The 19,924-nt window shown below is 55.6% G+C and carries 13 protein-coding genes; 1 reads left to right on the forward strand and 12 read right to left on the reverse strand.

All coding sequences use genetic code 11. The features are described from left to right. Positions 1-2: 2 nt before the first annotated feature. The 7 genes from RDV48_18485 to RDV48_18515 all read right to left on the reverse strand — a co-directional run bounded on the left by RDV48_18485 (position 3) and on the right by RDV48_18515 (position 13,344). Positions 3-1,775, reverse strand: a complete 1,773-nt coding sequence (locus tag RDV48_18485) for a hypothetical protein (protein MDQ7824792.1) — start codon at positions 1,773-1,775, stop codon at positions 3-5. 40 nt (positions 1,776-1,815) lie between these two features. Then, positions 1,816-2,832 (reverse strand): UDP-3-O-(3-hydroxymyristoyl)glucosamine N-acyltransferase, encoded by a 1,017-nt coding sequence (gene lpxD, locus RDV48_18490; protein ID MDQ7824793.1) that lies wholly within the window; start codon positions 2,830-2,832, stop codon positions 1,816-1,818. A 44-nt stretch (positions 2,833-2,876) separates the two neighbouring features. Further along, the gene (locus tag RDV48_18495) at positions 2,877-3,302 is read right to left on the reverse strand and encodes a hypothetical protein (protein ID MDQ7824794.1); all 426 of its coding nucleotides are present in this window, start codon (positions 3,300-3,302) and stop codon (positions 2,877-2,879) included. A gap of 24 nt (positions 3,303-3,326) precedes the next feature. Then, the gene (locus tag RDV48_18500) at positions 3,327-4,706 is read right to left on the reverse strand and encodes a hypothetical protein (GenBank protein MDQ7824795.1); all 1,380 of its coding nucleotides are present in this window, start codon (positions 4,704-4,706) and stop codon (positions 3,327-3,329) included. 27 nt (positions 4,707-4,733) lie between these two features. Beyond that, positions 4,734-5,549 (reverse strand): OmpH family outer membrane protein, encoded by an 816-nt coding sequence (locus tag RDV48_18505; protein MDQ7824796.1) that lies wholly within the window; start codon positions 5,547-5,549, stop codon positions 4,734-4,736. An 86-nt stretch (positions 5,550-5,635) separates the two neighbouring features. Continuing rightward, the gene (locus RDV48_18510; GenBank protein ID MDQ7824797.1) at positions 5,636-7,936 is read right to left on the reverse strand and encodes a POTRA domain-containing protein; all 2,301 of its coding nucleotides are present in this window, start codon (positions 7,934-7,936) and stop codon (positions 5,636-5,638) included. A 128-nt stretch (positions 7,937-8,064) separates the two neighbouring features. Next, positions 8,065-13,344: a translocation/assembly module TamB domain-containing protein gene (locus tag RDV48_18515; GenBank protein ID MDQ7824798.1), complete on the reverse strand. Its 5,280-nt coding sequence runs from the start codon at positions 13,342-13,344 to the stop codon at positions 8,065-8,067. 169 nt (positions 13,345-13,513) lie between these two features. On the opposite strand from RDV48_18515, the gene RDV48_18520 reads away from it, so the two are divergent. Beyond that, a complete protein-coding gene (locus tag RDV48_18520; GenBank protein ID MDQ7824799.1) occupies positions 13,514-15,112 on the forward strand; it encodes a hypothetical protein in 1,599 nt (532 codons plus the stop codon). On the opposite strand, the gene RDV48_18525 is transcribed toward RDV48_18520, so the two are convergent. The 5 genes from RDV48_18525 to RDV48_18545 are packed head-to-tail and all read right to left on the reverse strand — an operon-like array spanning position 15,097 to position 19,848. Then, entirely contained in the window at positions 15,097-16,023 is a 927-nt protein-coding gene (locus RDV48_18525; protein ID MDQ7824800.1) for a CPBP family intramembrane glutamic endopeptidase, read from the reverse strand. The genes RDV48_18520 and RDV48_18525 overlap by 16 nt on opposite strands. Continuing rightward, positions 16,020-16,757 (reverse strand): class I SAM-dependent methyltransferase, encoded by a 738-nt coding sequence (locus tag RDV48_18530; GenBank protein MDQ7824801.1) that lies wholly within the window; start codon positions 16,755-16,757, stop codon positions 16,020-16,022. The genes RDV48_18525 and RDV48_18530 overlap by 4 nt, the downstream gene beginning before the upstream one ends. Before the next feature lie 10 nt (positions 16,758-16,767). Continuing rightward, the gene (locus RDV48_18535) at positions 16,768-17,799 is read right to left on the reverse strand and encodes a radical SAM protein (protein ID MDQ7824802.1); all 1,032 of its coding nucleotides are present in this window, start codon (positions 17,797-17,799) and stop codon (positions 16,768-16,770) included. Positions 17,800-17,829: 30 nt separating this feature from the next. Beyond that, positions 17,830-18,804 (reverse strand): radical SAM protein, encoded by a 975-nt coding sequence (locus tag RDV48_18540; GenBank protein ID MDQ7824803.1) that lies wholly within the window; start codon positions 18,802-18,804, stop codon positions 17,830-17,832. Between the two features lie 60 nt (positions 18,805-18,864). Next, positions 18,865-19,848, reverse strand: coding sequence for a radical SAM protein (locus tag RDV48_18545; protein MDQ7824804.1), 984 nt, complete (start codon positions 19,846-19,848; stop codon positions 18,865-18,867). Positions 19,849-19,924 lie beyond the last annotated feature (76 nt).

Genomic DNA, 19,924 nt, shown 5'->3' on the forward strand with positions numbered 1-19,924 from the left:
GATCATCTGCCTTTGCTCACCTGTATCGAGATTGGATAACAGGAGCTTGCCTCAGGGAGCGTGACAAGCTCAAGGGTACGCTTTTCTCCCGGATCGAGGGGGATCTCGGCAAGCGGTGAGAGCTCCTGCTGCCGCGTGACAGGGATTTCCAGCAGCTTTCCATCAAGAAGCACCGTCCCCATAGACACGCCGTTCAAGGCGATAAAGGAAAGGAGGGCGCTCTGGCGCTCCCCTCCCGTATTTGAGAGGGTAAGCCTGATCCGGTAGAGAGCGCCGTAATTCCCCGTGTTGGGTTCGCCGGTGGTGGCGTCGATAAGCCAGGGCCACTTTCCCACCTCGATGGCAAGAGGCCCCCCGTCGCCTGAGAAGGAGAAGCTCTTCTCGATGGTAAGATTCGGTGAGGGGAACATGCCATGAGGATGGATCTTGAAGGGGTCGAAGGGCTCCTGGATATCCTTCAGCGAGGTCATGGATTTCCCCTGCTCACAGTTCCTTATGGTAATCTCGGCCTCTTCCCCATCGACAATCTGGAAATCACATATTCCCGAGACGGTAAACTGCGGTGAGATCACAAAATCCTCTACCACAAAGGTTCCCGACCCTGTCATGGCAACAAAGTACCCTGACCTGGTCCCGTAAGACTCAAGATAGCGCATGGCAGCCTTGTGTCCCGCCTGCATCTCATACTTGTCCGGCCCGGCAGAGGCGCGCCTCACAAAGAGCTTGAGTGGCTTGCGGCGAAGATTCTTTATGGTCACCCAGAGCTGCCTCTTCACCGGCGAGACATTTTTGTGGGAATAGAGAAGCCTTACCGGCGTCGAGACACCAAATTTTCCCTGGAAAAGCACTCCGTCCTCCTTGAGTTCCTCGGGCCTGTTGCAGATCATGAGGAGGGCTGCGTCACTGACGGGCGCATTGATATTCCTGAGCTTTACCTTCACGGTGCCGTCAAGGGGGAAATAGCCCTTCCCTTCAACGGCCACGGGAACTGAGACCGTCTGCTCATAACCCGGCTGAAGGGAATTGAGGACGAGGGGGCTTTCCTTGACGGTGATCTGGGCGCCTGGCTGGAGGGTGACGGCATCATTGACGGCGCTCAGCGCGGCGGCGACCTGAACATCGACGGAAGCAGGGCTTCCGGTGACAGTCCTTTCAACAGAAGGCACAATCCTGCCGGCCCATTCCTTCACGAAAACTCTCACGGCGGTCTTCAAAGCCCCTCTCTGAATCACAAGCCGGTAGGTTCCCGCCATCTTTCCCACGACCGCAATCTCGTTGTCCCCGCTGTCGGTGCTCACCTCAAGCCCCCAGGTTTCATAGGAGACCTTGAGGTCCCCTCTCCCGCCTGTCACGGTGAGGGTCTGCTCTCCACCTACGGGGACAGAGAGCACGTCCTTTGAGACACGAAGGGGTGTGCCCCCAAGGGCCGTTTTGATGGCGGCCACCCATTTTCTCGCAAGGGCCAGGGGCGTGGTGGAATTCTTCCCCGCCTGGTAGGGATCGACGACGACGACGAGGGTTTTTCCCCAGTAGATGGCCGCCCCCCCCGGCTGGAGCACAATCCTGAGCTCCCTGGGGGAAGCCCCGGCATCGGCCTTTTCTTCAAGGATTCTGGTGATGGCCTCGCACTTGCTCCCCACATCAAGCCCCTTTTTCTCATGGAGCCGCAGGAGCACCGTGCCGTTGACGACCACTTCCCCCGCTTCCTGGCAGAATGCCTCGGCAGTGAGGCAGAAAAATAAAAAATAGAGTACAAGCCTCTTTATTCTCTTCACTTTCAAGACCTTCCCCGGTGATTCCACCGGCACTTTCAGCCTAGAGGCCCTTCTCCAGAAGAGCATGCTCCAGTTTTTTCACCTTCTTCACCAGCTCCGGCAGCTGGGCAATGGCCGCTTCTATCTTGAGCTCCTCCTTGTGATCCCTCGCAGGGAACCCCGATACCAGCGAGCCTGAGGAGACATTTTTTGTCACACCGGCTCTTCCCGCCACGATGCTGTCAGACTCAATCTGGACATGATCACGGACCCCGGCCTGGGCGGCAATAGTCACCCTGTCTCCCACGGTGACGCTTCCGGCGATGCCGGCCTGGGAGACAATGATGCAGTCCTCGCCCACCTGGGTGTTATGGCCGATCTGGATGAGATTGTCTATCTTGGTGCCCCGCCCGATCCTGGTGGCATCGGTGGTGGCGCGGTCAATAGTGGCATTGGCGCCGATTTCCACGTCGTCGCCCACGATGACAATGCCTACCTGGGGAATCTTTATCTGGGAGGTGCCGTCGCGGACAAAGCCGAACCCGTCGGCACCGATAACGGCGCCGCTGTGGATGGTGACACGCTTCCCTATCACGATGCCCTTCATAAGACTCACCCGGGGATACAGAATGGTATCGTCACCGATTGTCACGTCATCTTCCACGTACACGAAGGGAAAAAGCTGTACGTTGGCGCCTACTTTCACGTTATCACCGATATATACGAAGGGCCCTATGTAGACACCGCTTCCGAGTTCCACGTTCCTGCCGAGGATTGCCGTATCATCAATGCCCTCCCTCTTCTTCCCCTTCCCGTGGAAGAGCGAGAGAAGCTGGGCAAAGGCAAGGCGGGGGTTTTTCACTTTAATGAAGGGCCTCGCGCATTCCTTTACCCTGGGAGGGATGATGATGGCCGAGGCAGGCGTTTGAAGGGCTGTCTCAAGATACTTCTCATGGTCGATAAAGGTGATGTCGCCCTCGCGGGCATAGGAAAGTCCGGCAACGCCGTGAATGGTCACATTGTCACCTGCCGGCTCTCCCTTAAGATAGTGTGCTAGTTCCTCCAGAGTCTTTACCATATATTGTCCTGCTTGTCTTGTAAGGAAAGGCGCCCGCCCGGTTGTCACTTCCCCTTCAGGATCGAGAGTACCTCATTGGTGATATCCGTGCCGCCATATTCGATGGTAGGGTTGGATTCAGAGTTTTCAAGCACGAGATCGAACTTCTGTTCCTTCGCCACTTTTTGCGAGGCGACTTTCAATTCGTCGCGGATCTCCTTCTTGACCTGTTCCCACTTGGTGTCCATCGATACTATCTTGTTCTGGATCTCAATCGATATATTCTTCGGATCCTTTGCCACCTTATCGATGAGGATCGAGCGCTCCTTGAGGTAGGAATCGCCGAATTCACGGTATTTTTCCCACTTCACGAGGAGCTTGTCGGAGTCTATATAGCCTACACGGAGCTCTTTCTTTTTTGCCGTGCAACCCGCCCCGGTAAGTATGGCAAGCGAAAGCACTATACACAGTATTTTCAATATTCTCTTCAACAACGGTCCCCTTCCTTCCCTGGTCTATTTGCCCGATGTCGCCTGGGCCTTTTTCATCATCTCAAGAGCTTTGTCGGTGAGATCGGTTCCCTCAACATTGACGATATACATTCCCACGACGAAAGGAACCCTCTCCTTCCTCGCAAGCAGAGCCACCTCATCCTTAATATCGCTCTCCATGGCGCTGTAGAGCTTTCCCCTCTCACGCTGAAGCTTTTCAATCTGAAGCCTTGAGCGCTCCATCCTCTCCATCTCGGTCTTTGCAAGCTTGTCCCTGTTCTGGAGCACCTCTTTCATGACGCTCTTTTCCAGAGTCTTGAGCTGACTCTCCAGGGTACGCTTCTTTTCTTCCAGCTTGCGCCGCGAATCCTCATTGGCGCTCAGCAGCTTCGCCTCCATCTCTTTCTGCTTGGCCTGAAAGGCCTTGGTGAGCTCCATTCCCTTCCTCTGGTATTCCGAGAGGGCGGGATTGGATGCCACAATGGGTTCCTTCCCTCCGCCGAGCTGGACCTGTTTCCTGGAGAGCTGGGCACTGATGTCCTGATCTATTTTAGCCTTGTAGGCCAGCACTTCCTTGTCTATCTTGTCCATCTCTACATTGCCAAGCTTGTCCATCTCGGCGGCAATCTCGTTTTTCTTTTTCTCCTTGAGCCTTGATTCCTCGTCGGAAATCTTGGCGAGCTCCTCCTTGAGGTGCTGATGCTCCTCGTCATTCTGATTTACCTGGAGCTTGAGCTGGATGTTGAGCTTTTCCTGCTGGTTCTCCCTTGCAAGCTGCTGCTCATAGGAAGAAAGCTCGCTCTCAAGGCGCCCTTTGTCGGCGTCAATCTTTTCCTTCGCCTTTTTTTGCAGCTCAAGCCGCTTGGCAGCTACCTGCCGATCCCTCAGGATGATGAGATCGCGGGAAAAATCCTTCATCTGCTCGCTGTAAGGCTTTATCTGCTCCGGGGGGGTCTGGCCCTGGGCGTTCTTTGCCTGCGCCTTGAGCTTGCTCATCTCCTCCTGTATCTTCTTGACCTCTCCGGCCATCTGCGCCTCAAAGGCCGCCTTCTGCTTCTCCAGTGAGGAAGTGATGCCTGATATCTCCTGTTTCAGTTCAGCCTCGGCCTGGATCTGGGCCTTTTTCAGGCGCTCCGCCTGCTCGAGGCCGAGCTTCTGCATCCCCGAAGGGGCATTGTTCATCTTCTGCTCGATATCGGCGATCTGCTTGTCGATGCCGTCAAGCTTCTTCCAATCCTGGTGGGCCTTGAGGAGCTTCCCGAAATCAACAACCCCTACCTTCTGGGAATCCTTGCCCTCCGTGCCGGTAAGAAGGCCCGGCAGCTTCGTGACAGCCAGAAAGATGGACCCTCCCATGATCAGGGTCACGAGAAGAACGACCACTGCTTTTGCCGCCACCTTCATGGCATACCTCCCCCGGCCCAGGGTATCCTATTTCCCCTTGAGGGCCTCGACGACCTCATCGGTGACATTTTTGCCGCCGAACATGACAAACTGCTTGTCAAGGACAAGGACGAGGCCCTTGTTCTTGGCTACCGTTTCTACCGTGCCAGTGACTTTCTTGAGAAGAGGCGAGTAAAGCTCGTTCTTCTTGCTTTCAAGCTGCGAGTCATACTGGCTGAAGACCTTCTGCTTCTCCTCGTCAGACATGGTCTTCATCTTGGTCTCGAGTTCCTTTTTCATCGTCGAGAACATCGAGTAAACCTGCTGATCGGCATCCCTGAACATCTTGAGAGACCGGACCACTTCCTGGTCAAAATAGCCTATCTTGCTGTCGCTGCCCACGGCTTCCTCGGGGGCGGTAAGCTTTTCAGAGGACTTGAATTTCTCTTTCACGTCCTCGGTGATATCATCGGCTCCGGCAATGACTATCTTGCTGTCAAGCACGACCTTCATCTTTTTCTCTTTCGCCACAAGGGCAACAGCGGCCTGCGCCTTATCCATGAGAGGCTTCATCTCCTGGGCCTTCAGCGTCTCCACATCCTGCCGGTAGCGCAGATAAAGCTCCTCCTGCTGGTCCGGCCTGAGGCCTTTTGCCATCCCGGCATATTTCTTGTCGAGCTCCATCACCTTCTGGGTAAGGGAATCATTGGCCCTCTGGAAGGCTGAGAGCTTCATGATGACATCACGGTCAATGAGGCCTGTCTCGCTTGGCTTCTTCTTGCTTTCAAGGGGCTCGCACCCTGCCACCGCGCAGAGGGCCAGCACCACAAGCAGAGTGCTTATCTTTATCAATGATTTACCCATGGTATCTCCTCCTCATTCTCTCCCGGAGCATGGCAGCTTCCCAGGGGGAAGCACCGATGAAGCCCGGGTTCACATACTCTCTGTCGCTAAAAAGTCTGCCCTATTCCAATCGTTGAACGGGAACCTTCCTGGCCGAAGGCGTAATCGATTCTTATGACACCGAGGCCCAGTGTGGGGAATACGAGCCTTATTCCCACTCCCGCATCGGTCCACAGCTTCGAGGGCTGCCCGGGGAACCACGCGTTGCCGGCATCGGCGAAAATGGCGCCGTTCAGGATCTTTATCTTGGCGATAGGGAACCTGAACTCTGCATTCATGACCACCATCCGCGTGCCATAGAAGTTGTTCTCCTGGTAGCCCCTGATGGTGTCAGCGCCGCCCACATAGAAGAAATCGGTAGTCGGCGCGTTTCCGTCAAGGATCCCTCCCCATGCACGGAGCGCAACGCATTTGTTCTTGCCTACGGGGAAATACTGGCGCATTTCGAGCTGCGCCTTGTTGAACTGGTTGTCGCCGCCCAGAAGCCCGCCGGCCACCTGGTAAGAGACATTCCCGTACGAGCCCGAGAGGGGGTTGAACATGTCGTCACGGGTGTCATAGAGGCCTGATAAAATCGTGCTGTTCGAGGTGCCGACGAAGAGCCCCACGGGAATAAAGGAGGAATTGGTGCTCTGCGTGAGCTCGATGCGCTCTGTCTTCAGCGTGAGAAAGAGGGAGAGGTCATCGGAGAGCGGGTGGCCGTAGGTAAGGTTGCCGCCGGCGCGCTTGTCATCATAAAGGGCGTACTGCACAGGGTTCGAGCCCTGGACGGGCTGCTGGATCTCGGTGATGTTGTGGCGGTATATCGAGAGCCCGATTGAGTCCCTGTGGGAGTTGATGGCCGGGTCAAATACCGACGCGCTGATAGAGTCAATGTTCACGCCGCGCTGCCACTGGATGGCGCCGCCATAGCCTCTCCCCCCGAAATTCTTCTCCGAGAGCGAAAGGGCTCCTGTGACGCCACTTCGGATGGCTCCTGAGCCTCCGCCCGTGTAGCCAAGGCCTATGGTTGCGAGCCCCGTCTTCTGTTCCTTCACTTTGAGGACCAGCACTACCTTGCCGAGCTCCGACCCCGCTTCAGGGTCAATGTTGACGCTCGAGAAATACCCGATATTGTTGAGGCGCTCGATGTCGCGCTGGATTCTCTTCTTCCGGAGCACCTGCCCCACCTTGGTGTTCATATTCCGGAGCACCACATAATCCTTGGTCCTCTTGTTTCCTTCGATCTTGATCTCCTCCACGGTGGCCTCTACCACTCTTACCGCGACCAGCCCCTTGGCGGGATCAATGTTGGGTCTTATGGTGTCAAGGATATAGTCCTTCTTCTCATAAAGCTTGGCAATCTTGTCGGTGTCCTTTTTAAGGGTCTTCTGGTTGAAGAGATCGCCGGGCTTCAGCGAGATAAACTTGACAAGCTGATCGCCGGGAAAGACCGTGTTGCCCGAGAGGTCGATCTCCTTGATGATCATACCTTCCGCGAGCGTGATGACAAGCTTTCCCTCCTCGGTCCACTGGAGATCCTTTATGTGAGTGGGCTTCAGAAGATATCCAAGCTCCTCGTCATAATACTGGTTAATGGTGCCCATGTCACCGTAAAGCTCCTTGGTGTTGAGCACCTTCCCCACCTTGGTCTCCATCATGCCCGTGAGCTTGCTCGTGGGGGCAATCTTGTTGCCTGCAAAGACAACCTCCTTGACCACAGGATTCTCGAGAAGGTTGAAAATGAGCTTCACGCCGCCTACGAAAAACCTCGTGTCAACGCGCACGTCGGTAAAATATCCCATGTCAAAGATTGCCTGGATGTCGCGCTGGATCTTTGACTCCACGACAGGATCGCCTATCTTCGTCGAGATGACTCTCATTATCTCATCAGTGGGGACTGCGCTGTTTCCCTCTATGACCACGGCGGTGATGCGGGGCGTCACCTCCTCACTGCCGGGTTTCTTTCCCCCCTCGTCTCCCGGCTGGGGAGCGGCATTGGTATCAGCAGGCTGAGGAGCCGGACCTCCGGGCAGCTGGGGGGAGCCTGCGTCAGGAGCCCCTGTTCCAGGAGGCTGGGGAGCCGAACCGCCAGGAGACGTCGGGGCAGGCGTTTCATCCTGCACAGTCCCCTTGAGCTCCTCCTCGCTGGTGTCCGACGGTGCCGGGGCCGCGGTCCCGCCGGGAGTGCTCTCGCCTGTCACTTCGCCGGAGACGACCTCATATTCATCCAGGGCAACGAGAGAAGAATGCCTTGAAGAGGTCTTATCGTGCTTTCCGCGGGAGCATGCCATATCCATGGAGCAAAGAGTCATGAACGCTGCGCACAGCAGAATCATCACAATCCTGATGCTCTCTCTCGTCTTCATACAATCCTCCTCATCCGGCCGATCTTTCTGTGTTTCTTTTTCTCACTCTGGCACTTGCCCTGGTATGTACGCAAAATAATCTGGATAAGATTCGACGGGAAAAAGAATACTCCTTTTTTCTCCTGCCCTCAAGGTGAACCGAAAGGGTGGCGGAGCTGGACCCAGATATAGGACTGGCCGAGCTGATCCTGTGAGACACGCAACAGCATACCCCTCCTGAAGCGGTATTCCAGCCCAAACAGGGTATAGAGCCATCCTGTGGAGCCCTCAATTCTTTCATAGGTGGCAAGAAGCCTCTCGCGGGAATCGAGGGCCTTGGCAAGCCGCATGGCCCACCGGCCGTTATAGTTATACTCAAGGCTTACATCGCTGAGGGCGAAGGTGCGCCCGATTGCATGAAAAAAGGGCTGCACCAGGTTGAGATCGAGGATCCTCTCGGCAAGCCTTGTGGCCATGGCATTGGCTTGGAGGGCTCCCCCCGTGAGATAATTCGACTGGAGCTCCGTGGCGATCATCCGCTCGATACCCTCCTGCACCATGGGAGGCTCCGAGGTGAGCTCCACGCGGGGCTTGTCTATTTTTCCCGTGAGGTCCATATAAATCCGGTAATTTCCTATATCGGCCTCTGCCTCAACGGCCAGTTCCGGCGAGAGGCTCTTCCCGTCAAAGACGGCTTTGCCCTGATAGACCTTGAAGGGCGTCTCAAGAAGAGGAAGATTGAGGGTCCCGCGGTAAAGGTCAACCTCTCCCGAGACTCCTATGTCGGGGATAGTGCCGCGAAGCGCCAGGGTTCCCTGGCAGAGAAAGCTCGACGTCATGAAGGTCAACCAGTTGTCACGGGCAAGCTCTATATCCACATTCACCCCGATTGAGCGGATAGCCCGGGGGATCATGGCCTTCATGCGCGCCATATCCCTCTCCATATCCTCAGGCTCTTTCATAAGGACTTCCGTGGGAATGTGGAGCGTGGAATTCCTCGCCGTCACCTTCGCTGAGAGGGTCTTCCCGTGGGCGTCGCCCTCAAGACTCCCCTCGATATCGGCGATGCCGGAGAAATACTCCTTGGCGAGGATCTGGAGATCCTTGCCGGCGAATTTGAGGCCCACGCGGGAAAGAGAGCCCTGGGAGCCCTCAATCTCGCCGGCTATGGTAAAGGTTCCCTGGCCCATCTTTCCTTCAAGGTTCTTGACCACGAGTTTCTGGTTGGCAAACTGGATGATGGCTTTCACGGCCGTCACGGGCTTTTTCAGGGCCCGGGGCTGAAACTCGCCGTCCTTGATGACAAGGGAGCCATCTACGGTGATGTCCGGCAGCATTCCCTTAACCTCAAGGCTGCCGAAAAGAGAGCCCGAGGTCTTGCCTTCCAGGGGCATGAAGAGGGAGATGAAGTCCAGGTCGTTCTCGTTGATGTCGGCCTTGAGCTCCATGGGCGCCGTGCTTTCAATCCTGCGGTCCTTCAGCATGAGGGGCATGGTGCCGGTGAGGCTCACCTTGCGCCCCCCCTCGACAATGGAGAAATCCTTGAAGGAGAACACTCCCCGGCGGGCTTCAATACGACCTTTCATGGTGTCAAAATCAAATCCACCCACGCTTCCGTCGGTGAGCTTTATCTCCGACGCCACATCGGGGAGCAGGAGGTCCCCCGAGACGCTCCCCGTCATGTCCAATAATCCGCTCATGCGAAACTTTTCAGGAAGAGGAAGAAACCCCGAGAGAAAGGCCAGGTCAAGGTTTTTTGCATTCACGCGGATATCAGTGCCCTGTTCCGCGCCGGCATCGCGATGGAAGGACACCTCGCTGTGGGGCGTCTTCAGCTCGAGATCGAGGCCGGTGAAGTGGCGGGCCTCGTACCCGGCCTTCGCCGTGAACTTCTCTATGGGCACCCCCTTGAAAATTCCCTCGCGGAGGGCCACATCAAAGGAGAAGGAGGGATCGGCAAGAGTGCCCCTGAAAGCGCAGGAACCATCGAGCTTCCCCTTGAGATCAGGAAAGGCCTTGCCTGAGGCAAGGGGGAGGAGAAAATCAAGGCGGGCATTCTGGAACTGCGTCTCCACGTCAAAACGGGGCGTATGGAGAGAGGCACCGTACCATGCCTCTCTTTTCATGGGGACCACTCCCGAGGGAAATGTAAGGGTCCCTTTCAGGTCATAACGCTCATCGCCCTGAGAAAGTGAGATGTCTGCGAGGCCCAGGACTCCGTGATTCCAGGAAAGGGTGCCCTGGGCTTTTTCAAAGCTCTCGCGGCCCAGCACCAGATCGTTCATCGAGAAGGAGGCCTTCACCGAGGGCTCATTCCGTGTGCCGCCCACCTCCATGGTCATATCCACGGTGCCCCGGGGTGCTTCGGAAAGCCTGCTCAATGCCGTTATCTGGGAGAGGGGGAAACGGGAGGCGCTGAAGGTCATGGCGAGCCTTCCATCCTGCGAGATGGTGCCTTTTCCCGTAATCTCGCCCTCGCTGAAGAGAGCCCTCAGGTTCTCCACATTGAGGCTCTTTCCCTCGGTGCGGACATCGGCCGTCACCTCCTCGACGGGCTGTCCGTTGAAAGCTGCCCTGGAAATGGTCACCTTCCCTGTCACGAGAAGGTTCTTCAGGGGCCCCTTCACCTTGAGGTCGCCGTTCATCTCGCCCTTCACCGCCATGTTCTTCCATGGCGAGAAGGCTATCATCTTTGCAAGATCACCATGGCTAGAGACAAGGGCAAGATCAAGCACGGGCTCCCTGCCATGGGTAACGGTGCCCTTGCCCTCGAGAGAGCTTTTCCCCACGTGAAGGGCCATCGAGTGGATGGCCGTCAGCGAGGGCACCATCGTGAACCGGGAAGCGAAATCCAGCACCTCGTTATTCCATACCCCCTCGCTCACTTTCACCTCTCCCGTGAAGGAGGGAGAGTTCCCGCTGCCTGTGAGCTCTCCCTTTACCCCCGCAATGCCCTGCAGGGAAGACCATTGGGGGCTCGCCGCATGGGCCGCCATGGCGATTCCCCAGGGAGCGAGGTTCAGATTCCTTGCAAGGTAAGCGATATCAAGCCCCGTGCCTTCCATCTGAAGCTTCCAGGAGCGCTTCCCAAGGTTCACTGTCCCTTCCGCCGAGAGGCTTCCCGCGGCGCCACGGGCATAGGTGCTCCCCAGGGAAAGAAGAGGCCCGGAGAAGAAAGCATCTGAATAAAGCGATGAGAGGGGAAACCCGAGGACCTGGGCACCCAGAAAAGAGAAATGGCTTCCCAGAGAGAGCCTCCTGCGGTCCCCCACGACAAGTACATGGCCCTTTTCCACAAAGCCCTCAAAAGCCTTTCCTTTCCCCGAAGGAAGCATGACAGCGGGAAGGTCTATATTTTTGAAGGAGAGCAGGGAAATAAGGCCTCCCGCCTCCCGGGGCGCGACCCACCCTGAGGCACTGGCCCTCCCTTTCTCAATCAGAGCATCGCCCTTGATAAGGTAGCCCACCTCGGTGCTTCCCACCAGGGACGCGGTAAGGGAACCCTCACCTTTCAGGGGAACCTTCAGGGCGGCAAGAGAGGCAAACTTTATGCGGGGTGCAAGGAATTTCAGCTGTATGAAGGGAGAAGGCGCCAGCATCACGCCGCCGCTGAAGGAGAGGGGCACTCCTTCCAGGGAGGCCGAGCCCGCCATGAGGCGCACAAAGGCGCCATCGCTCTCAAAAGGCACATAAAAATTGGAAAGGCGAAGGCCCCCCGCCTGAAGCTGCCCCCCGGCGACAGTGCCGTAAACGGCGGGTCTCCCCATGGGCCCGCGGATCTTCATAAGGCCAGAGAGCCGGCCTCCCTGCAGGGCGGGCAGGAGGGGACCCAGAGCGGCAAGAGGATAGTCCGAGACTCCCACGGTGAGATCGAGTTCCTTCTTTCCCATGTCCACAAGGCCCGAGGCCTTGACAAGGCCCGTGCCCGTCCTCAGGTACCCCTGGCTCAGGAAAAGGCTGTCACCGCTCATGATAAAATCGGCAGTGCTCTCCCCCAGGGACCTTGGTCCCCATGAGAGATTGCGCAGCGTCGCGCTTCCCATTATCATGGGCCTGATAAAGCTTCCCAGCAGGCTCACATGGTAATCGGCTTCGCCCCACAGCGGGCCGCCCTTGTTCACTTCATAGCGGAAAGGTGAGCGGATTCCCTTCAAATCAACAAGGAGTGTCCTGCTCCCCGGAAAAATCCAGCCCTGCCCTGAGATCGGGCTCCCGTTCACGAGGGACTCAAACTTCTTTATCCTGATCCCGGGCCTCGTATAGAGAGCCTCGACAAGAAGGTTCTTTACCTTCATGGTGCCCAGGCTGCCCTCCTTCATCTCTATGCGCCCTTCCACGCGGGGATCGGAAGGTGCTCCCTCAATATGGGCGTCACAGGCAATCCTGCCTGAGATGCTGTCAATACTGCTCCCCTTTGCCGCCTTCCCCAGAAGCTTCCCCTCGAATCCTTTCACCGAAACAGTGAGGTCAAGCACAGGATTATGGAGATTCATCACTTCGCCCTTGAGAGAAAAAGGCGCACCTTCAAGCCTGCCGCTCATTTCATCTACCGCGATGAAGTCATCGGAAAACCTCGCCCGTCCTTTTACGCCCTGGAAGGAAAACCCCCGGGGCGCCACCTTCCCCTCAAGACCCTCTGCACTGAGAGCCCCTTCTATATAGAGAGCCTTGGGAAGACCGTCAAGAGTGCGGGCTCTTCCCCTCATCATGCAGGTGGCGTCGGCACTGCCCCTGGTGATGACAGGGCCCTCTTTCCCTGCAAGGTAGGAAATCCAGGGAGCCGCCTCGATGCTCCGGGCCTCACCGTCAAAAGAAAGAGAAGGGGCGGCCAGGCTCAGCTTCCCCTTCCCCCCGAGCCTCCCTTGTCCCTCCCTTGCGTCAACCTTGAGGGTGAAATAGGAGGCCCGCTCCGGCTGAACCGATAGAGCGATTTCAGTAAATGTCCTTTCAAAAAGGGCGCCCTTCCCCTCATCACTGAAAAGCACCTTCCCGCCGCTGAGGGCAATACTGCCATGGAAGGCCGAGAGGGCTTTCTCAAAGGCGCCGGGTGAGACTTTCCCCAGTTTATGGAAATTCCAGGCTCCCTTTTTATCGCGGGAGACAAAACAAAGGGGATCGCTGAGGGTAACCGAGGTGAGGGCTCCCGCTTTTTCCCTCAGAAAGATGAGCTTCAGGGGATTGAAGCGCAGGATGAGCTCCCCGGCACGGCATATCGGTGTGCCGTCCTTTGCCCTGAACTCCACATCGGTGAGCCGAACGCACCCCCAGGCAAGGGTTGCCCTGCCCCATGTGATATCAAGGGAAGCCTTGCGGCACTCTGCCTTGAGAGATGAGCTAATGAGCACATCCCTGAAGGCAAGAATCATGATGGCCGATCCCGCCACGATAAGCAGGAGAATGAACAGAAGAGCCCTTACGCGTACTGTCATGGAATACTATAGTCTTCCCTTGAAGAGAATATTCCCTTCACTCATGAAAAGTGAGTGTTATCCACCGGGCAGGAAGAATCCTCCCTGAGAGCCCTGAAAGGCGCCGGGGGCTCCATCGACCCTCCCCGCGGCAAAAGGAAGTACCTCCTCTCCGGGGAATGTACCTCCCATGAAAAGCTTCTTCAGAAACCCTGCCGTCACGGTGGTCCTTGGCGCCCTTGCCCTTCTTCTTGTATCGGCAGCCATCCTCGCGGGACACTCTTACTCCCGCCTGGTGACAATGGAGAATATCTCTCTTCCCTCGGGGAAAGGGGAGACCCTGAGGGTGCGCAGGCTTAAGCCTGCCTCCTTCTCTCCCCGAAGAGGGGTAGTGGTAGCTCATGGGATGAGCTCATGCAAGGAATTCATGGACCCCCTCTCGCTGGAGCTCGCAAGGGCGGGGTATTTGGTGGTGGTGCCTGATTTTCCCGGCGACGATATCAAGAAGAATATCGCCATTATCGTGGTCTGCATCGATTACCTCTCGTCCATTACCGGGAAGAACAACGTGGCACTCGCGGGGCACTCCCTCGGCGCCGTCGAGGGAGTAGATACGGCCCTCTTTGAGCGGCAGGTGAAAGGCGTTGTGGCCATAGGCCTCTATATCGGCGGAGACCTGGCCCTGAACCCGGGAAACCTCCTCCTCATCACGGGCCTTTACGACTCGTTTCAGACGCCCGGGGAGATGTGCCAGGCCATCAGTGCCTTCACCGACGGAGCCGTCGGGGAGCCGGGGATCACCTGGGGTGATTTTTCCCGCAGGACGGCGAAAAAGCTCGAGATATCCCCCTTTTCCCAGCACTCTTCCGAGATTCTCGACCCTCACCTTGTCAGGGAGACTTTGAGCTGGCTGGACTCAAGCTTCCTGGGTGCGCCACGGGCCCTGAGCCCTTTCTATTTCACCTGGCACTTCACCGCTTCGGCCCTGGCCTTCCTGAGCCTCTTTCTCCTCCTCCTCTTCATTCCTCTCGCCCTTGAAGGGGACGCTCCGTGGGACTGCCGCCGCCGCAGGGCAAGAATGGTGATATACTTCCTGGCAGGCGCCGGTGTATGGGTCCTGTCCTTCAAGGGGGTTCTGGGAGGAGCATGGGCCCTCGGGGGGTGCCTCTTGGCAGGCAGCGCCTTTGCCGTCCTGGAGGTGCTTTATAAAGCCACGGCCTCACCCCACGAGGGTGCAGCGGCCCTCTGGCGGTGGCTTTGCAGGAAAGGGCTGGGGATTGCCATCCTGTGCCTCTCCCTCTTTCTCTCCGTGGCGCTCTTTGAATACCGTCGGGTCTTTTTGAGCGCAGGCACCCTCGCCGCCTTTCCTTTTTTTTTCTATTTCTCCTTTATCGAGTATCCCCTTGTCACGATCCAGGCGGCGGCACACCGTGCCGCCGCAGAGTGCCCGCCCCTCCTTTACGGGCTTGGAGCCTTCAATATCCTTGTCATGGTCCTCTTTGCCACAAGAGCTTCATCGGTATATGACATAGTGACAATATGGCTCCCCCGGGTGCTCCGCATAAGGAGGCATGACGGGAACTCACGGGTAAAGGCATTGATCCTTGCCGCCCTCCTCGTGGCACTCTTCATCATAGCGGGCAGGACATTGAATGAGCCCTTCGCGAGCTTCTCTATCATAAAGATTTTTCTCGTTGACATAGTGAAATATGTCGCCCTCCCCATTGCTCTTTCCGTGGGCATTCTCTCCCTCATCATGAAGAACCGGGGGGCTCAGGTGATGAAGTAGAGCTTGCACTGAATGGCGAAAATTATGGCGCCATGCATGACAAGGCCCGCGCCGATTCCTCCCGTTTCGACGGTGGCCTTGCCCCATATCCACCCTAAAAACGTGAAGAGGACAAGCTTTCCAATGGAGCCCAGGGGCTGACTTATGTCAAAATGAATGGCGCCGAAGAGGAAAGCCTGGAATATGATCCCGTCGGCACCGAGACTCCTGGTGAAGACCGGGAGGAAAATGCCCCGGAAAAAGCTCTCCTCCATGAAGGCGCCGATAAGAGAGAAAAGCACAAGGGAAATGAAGAGCGGGGCCAGGCCGGTCATGCCATAGAAGGGAGCCTTCAATACAGGGAGAGGGGGAGGAAAGAGAAAGGCAATGACGGCAAAGCCGGCAAGGGCATAGAAAAGCACTGCCACGAAATAGGCCGTGATCTTTTTCCACGTGGCCATGTGAGCCCCCACGAGGTCCGTCTCTCGGGACCAGTCGCCGGCCTTCAGGTACGAGGCGAAATACCCCGGCGGGTAGGTGAAAAAGAGGAGGGCCATGCATGCCAGGGGAATCACCTGGTAAAGGCGGTGAAGGGTAAAATAATCCATGTGAAGGAGGGCTATAGGGAAGGGGGAGCCGGGATAGAGGAGAGAGAGCTTGGGATGGAATGAGCGGTAAAGAAGCTCGGCGCCCAGGAAGCCCAGCAGAAATGCCATGATGAAAAGGAAGATCTCGCGGTAAGGCCGAAGGCGCGCCACAGAGGTGAAAAGCCAGAGGAAACAGAGGGTAAGGAAGAGGCCCCTCACGTAGCCGCGAAAGGTGACGAAGTAAAAGACTCCCCCCTCAAGGGGCTTCAGGGCTCCTGACAGAAGCAAGATGAGGGCGATGAGTGCCGCGGCCGTCACTGCGAGCTCGCGGCCGTAAGCCTTCACGGCTTTTCTGCGAGGATTGTCATCCTCCGGCACCCGAGGACGTACGGCGTTTTATCATAGGAGCCATAGACCTCAAGGATCCTGAATCCCGCATCGAGGAGGATTCTTTTCAATTCGGGATAGGAATAATACCGTATCGAGGCTATATAATCGCGCTTTTCTATTGCATCGCCCACCACATGGAGATAGGTATCAAACCTGTCGGTGAGGACATCAAACTCCCTGCGCAGAAGATAGTAACGGTCCTTTTTCTTGAACCATTTCCTGAGCTGCCTGTCAAATCCCATGAGCAGGCTTTCCTTGCTTGCAAGGTCAATCAGGAAGCGCCCGCCGCTTTTCAGAGCCTTGAAGACTCCCTTGATGACCTCGATGTTCTCGGCATCATCAAAGTAGCCGAAGGAATGATTGAAATTCAGCACAAAATCAAATTTTTGCTCAAAGGGGATCTTTCTCATGTCGCCCTTGACAAATTCCGCGTCAAGCTGCTCCTTTTTCGCTTTCGTTTTGCAGTAATAGAAGAGGCCGTCATTATACTCGAGGCCCGTGACCTTGTAGCCGAGCCTTGTCATTGCATAGGACAGTCTTCCTGCGCCGCAGGCCAGGTCAAGCACCTCCGCCCCGGGAGGACAGGAGAGAAAAGACTTTACAAAAAGGATATGCTGCACTGTCTCTGCATCATCGGGCTCTTCCAGCTCGAAATAATTGTCATCGAAATACTCGTCATACCACGCCATGCGTTCCTCCCTATTCTGTCGCCATGAGTCGGTAAATGCAGTAGGGATTGCTGTATCTGTTCCCTGTCACATAGTAGGCAAAGGCTGAGCAGCCGCACTTGCACTGCTCAAGATACTTGCAGCTTCTGCAGAATCCCTCCACCTTGGAATAATCAAACTGCCTGTTGTAGCAGAAGCTGTTCCTATTGTACCAGATTTCTTTCAGGGAGGTCTCATTGATGTTCCCTTCGACAAAGGCCTTTCCTTCGATATATTCAGGCAGCTGGCACAGGCATCCTTTCACCGTTCCGTCGGCCTCAATCGCCACCAGGGTGATGCCGGCCTTGCAGCCTTTCCATCTATTCCCGCGCATTGTCTCTTCCATGGCCGTGTAATATCCTATGTTATCAGAGACGTGAAGATCGATAATTTTATCTTTTCTCACCTCAATGAGAAACTTCACAAGATAACGGAGATCGCGGGGGCTCAGCACCTGCTCGGCCTGCTCCTTCATTCTCCCCGAGGCAAAGGTGAGCTGCACCTGCCAGGAGGGAATTTCATGGTCTATCACGAGTCTGTAGAGATCTTCCAGCTGATGAAAATTGAATTTCGAGAGCGAGGTGATCGCACATCCATGCACGTCATGCTTTTCAAGCTCTTTGAAGGCTTCCATGACATCGCGGTACGCATTTCTGCTCTGCCGTATATGGTTATGGACCTCCTCGAGCCCGTCAAGGCTTATGGAAAAGCTCTCAAAATACTGGGCGATATCCTTTATCTGATCCTTGACAAAGGTCCCGTTTGAGACAATACCGCTTCTTATCCCATAGTCCTTTATCCGGGCCGCAAGCTGTGGCCAGTCCTTCCTGAGAAGCGGCTCACCGCCGGAAAAGGTGATTTCTTTCATCCCTATATCTCTGCATTCATCAATAATGGAGAGCATCTTCTCCGTTCCCATTTCAGCCGGCCGGCCGGTTGCCGCAGAGGAGGCACAATGAAGGCACCGCATGTTGCACTTCATCGTGATCTCGAGGATACACTTGACGGGAGGCTTCACTTCCATTTCAGCTCTGCTCTTTTCTGATGGTGATTCTTACACTTCCATGCACTCGTACTTATTGAAATGACTTACACAGTAGAGGCATGGATCATGTTCGGAAGAGGTGAGATTCCCCTCCATCACCCAGTCTATCTTGCTGCGACAGAATTTGTTAATCTTGTTTGAAAGCTCCTTCAGCGCGAACTGCAGCGGCGTCGTATTCAGATCGTCAACGATGTCGGAGTCTGCTCCCGCTGCCCCGCGGTAATTCGAGAGATCAGGGCAGAATCTTAAATGTCCGTGACAGTCGATGCCTATCATCGACATCGCCTGGGGGCGGCATACGGATAACGGATAGCGTGTTTTGGTCCCCGCCAATGTCACTGCCATCCGTTTATGTGCTTCCCTTATCGAGTCTATCTGCTTTTCAACCTCATCTATCTGCGCCGGCGAGAGCATGTACTGCGCATTCTCCAGTGTCGGCTTCATTATCGTGTAATTCAACTCGAGAGCACCGGCCTCATCGGCAAGCTTCGCAATCTGCTCCAGCTCATTGATATTGAACGTGCCGACCACTACCTGCACGCTGAAAGGGATGCCATGCATCCGCGCAAGCCTGAAGGCCTCTTTTACCTTTGCGAAGGAGCCCTCGCCCCGTATCGCATCATTGGTCTCAGCAGTGGCGCCATCTATGCTGAATGCAAAGCCCCTGAATCTTTGCGAAGCGCCCTGTACAATGAGCTTATAAGCTTCCTTGAAATTCTGTCCGTTTGAGGTAATGGTATAATCAATATCATGCCGCTCCATCACGGCAATCAGGCCTTCCCAGTCGCTGTGAAGCGTCGGTTCACCGCCCGTGATGGCCACAATTCTTGTCTTGTACGGCTCTGTCTGCTCAAGAATATGGTCCAGCAGGCGGAGGTCAATATCGACAGGGCCTGTCCCCCCCATATCGTTGATATTTTTATTGCAGTGCCTGCAGTTCAGGTTGCATCTATTGGTCGCCTCAACAACGATTATCTCGGGCATTTTTCTCTCTCCTTCATAATGTATTTATGCTCAGAGGGCATCACCATAATGGAGGTGATTTTACATCTCCATGCAGTCGTTTTTATTGAAATGCCTGACACAGTACAGGCATGGATTGGCATCGGTTGACGAGATTGTGCCCTCTGTCACCCAGTCAATCTTGTTATGGCGGAATCTGTTGATCCTGTTCGAAAGATCCTTCAGCGCCGCCGAGAGCGGCTTCATATTCAGATTGGCGATGATGTCCGTGTCATCATGAATCGCGCCGCGGTAATTCGTGAGATCGACGCATAACCTCAAGAGCCCGTTGTAGTCAATGCTTATCATCGACATCGACAGGGGGCGGCACACGAAAAATGGATCGGGCGATTTATACCCCGTCGTCATGCCGATTTTCACGCGGGCATTCTTGTGGGCTTCCTTTATGGCGACCACCTGCTCTTCCACCTCATCGGACTCCACGAGAGAGAGCAGGAGCTCCACATTATCCGGTGACGGCCTCATCAATATGTAATTCAGCTCGTCAGCACCAAGCTCTTCTGCAAGCGCTGCAAGCTGAGCCAGTTCATGCTTGTTGTGCCTGCCGACCACTGCCTGCATCCCGAAGGGTATGCCCTTCTCTTTGGCAATCCTCATTGCCCCTACGACATAGTTAAAAGCTCCCTCGCCCCTTACCGCGTCATTTACTTGAGCGGTAGCGCCCTCTATGCTGAACGTGATTCCCTTGAATTTTTTTGAGGCATTTTTTACCAGTACCTTGTGAGCCTCCTCGAAGTTTATGCCATTTGTGGTAAAGACATAATCAACATCATGTTTTTCCAGCACGGCAATCAGGCCTTCCCAGTCGCTGTGAAGCGTCGGCTCTCCGCCGGTGAGGGACACGATCCTTGTTCTGAACGGCTCAGCCTGCGTGAGTATCTTGTCCAGCAGGTGGAGATCTATATCGACAATATCAGCGCCCCCCATGGTGTTAATCTTTTTCATGCAGTGCACACAATCCAGATTGCATTTATTGGTCGCCTCAATGACAATTATCTCGGGCATTTTAGATAATCTCCTTCATAATGTATTTTATACAGAAGAGCATGCCATGAAAGGTGCTGCTCGCCGGCGAAGCCTC

The organism is Candidatus Eremiobacterota bacterium (assembly GCA_031082125.1).
Classification (GTDB): domain Bacteria; phylum Vulcanimicrobiota; class CADAWZ01; order CADAWZ01; family Ess09-12; genus Ess09-12.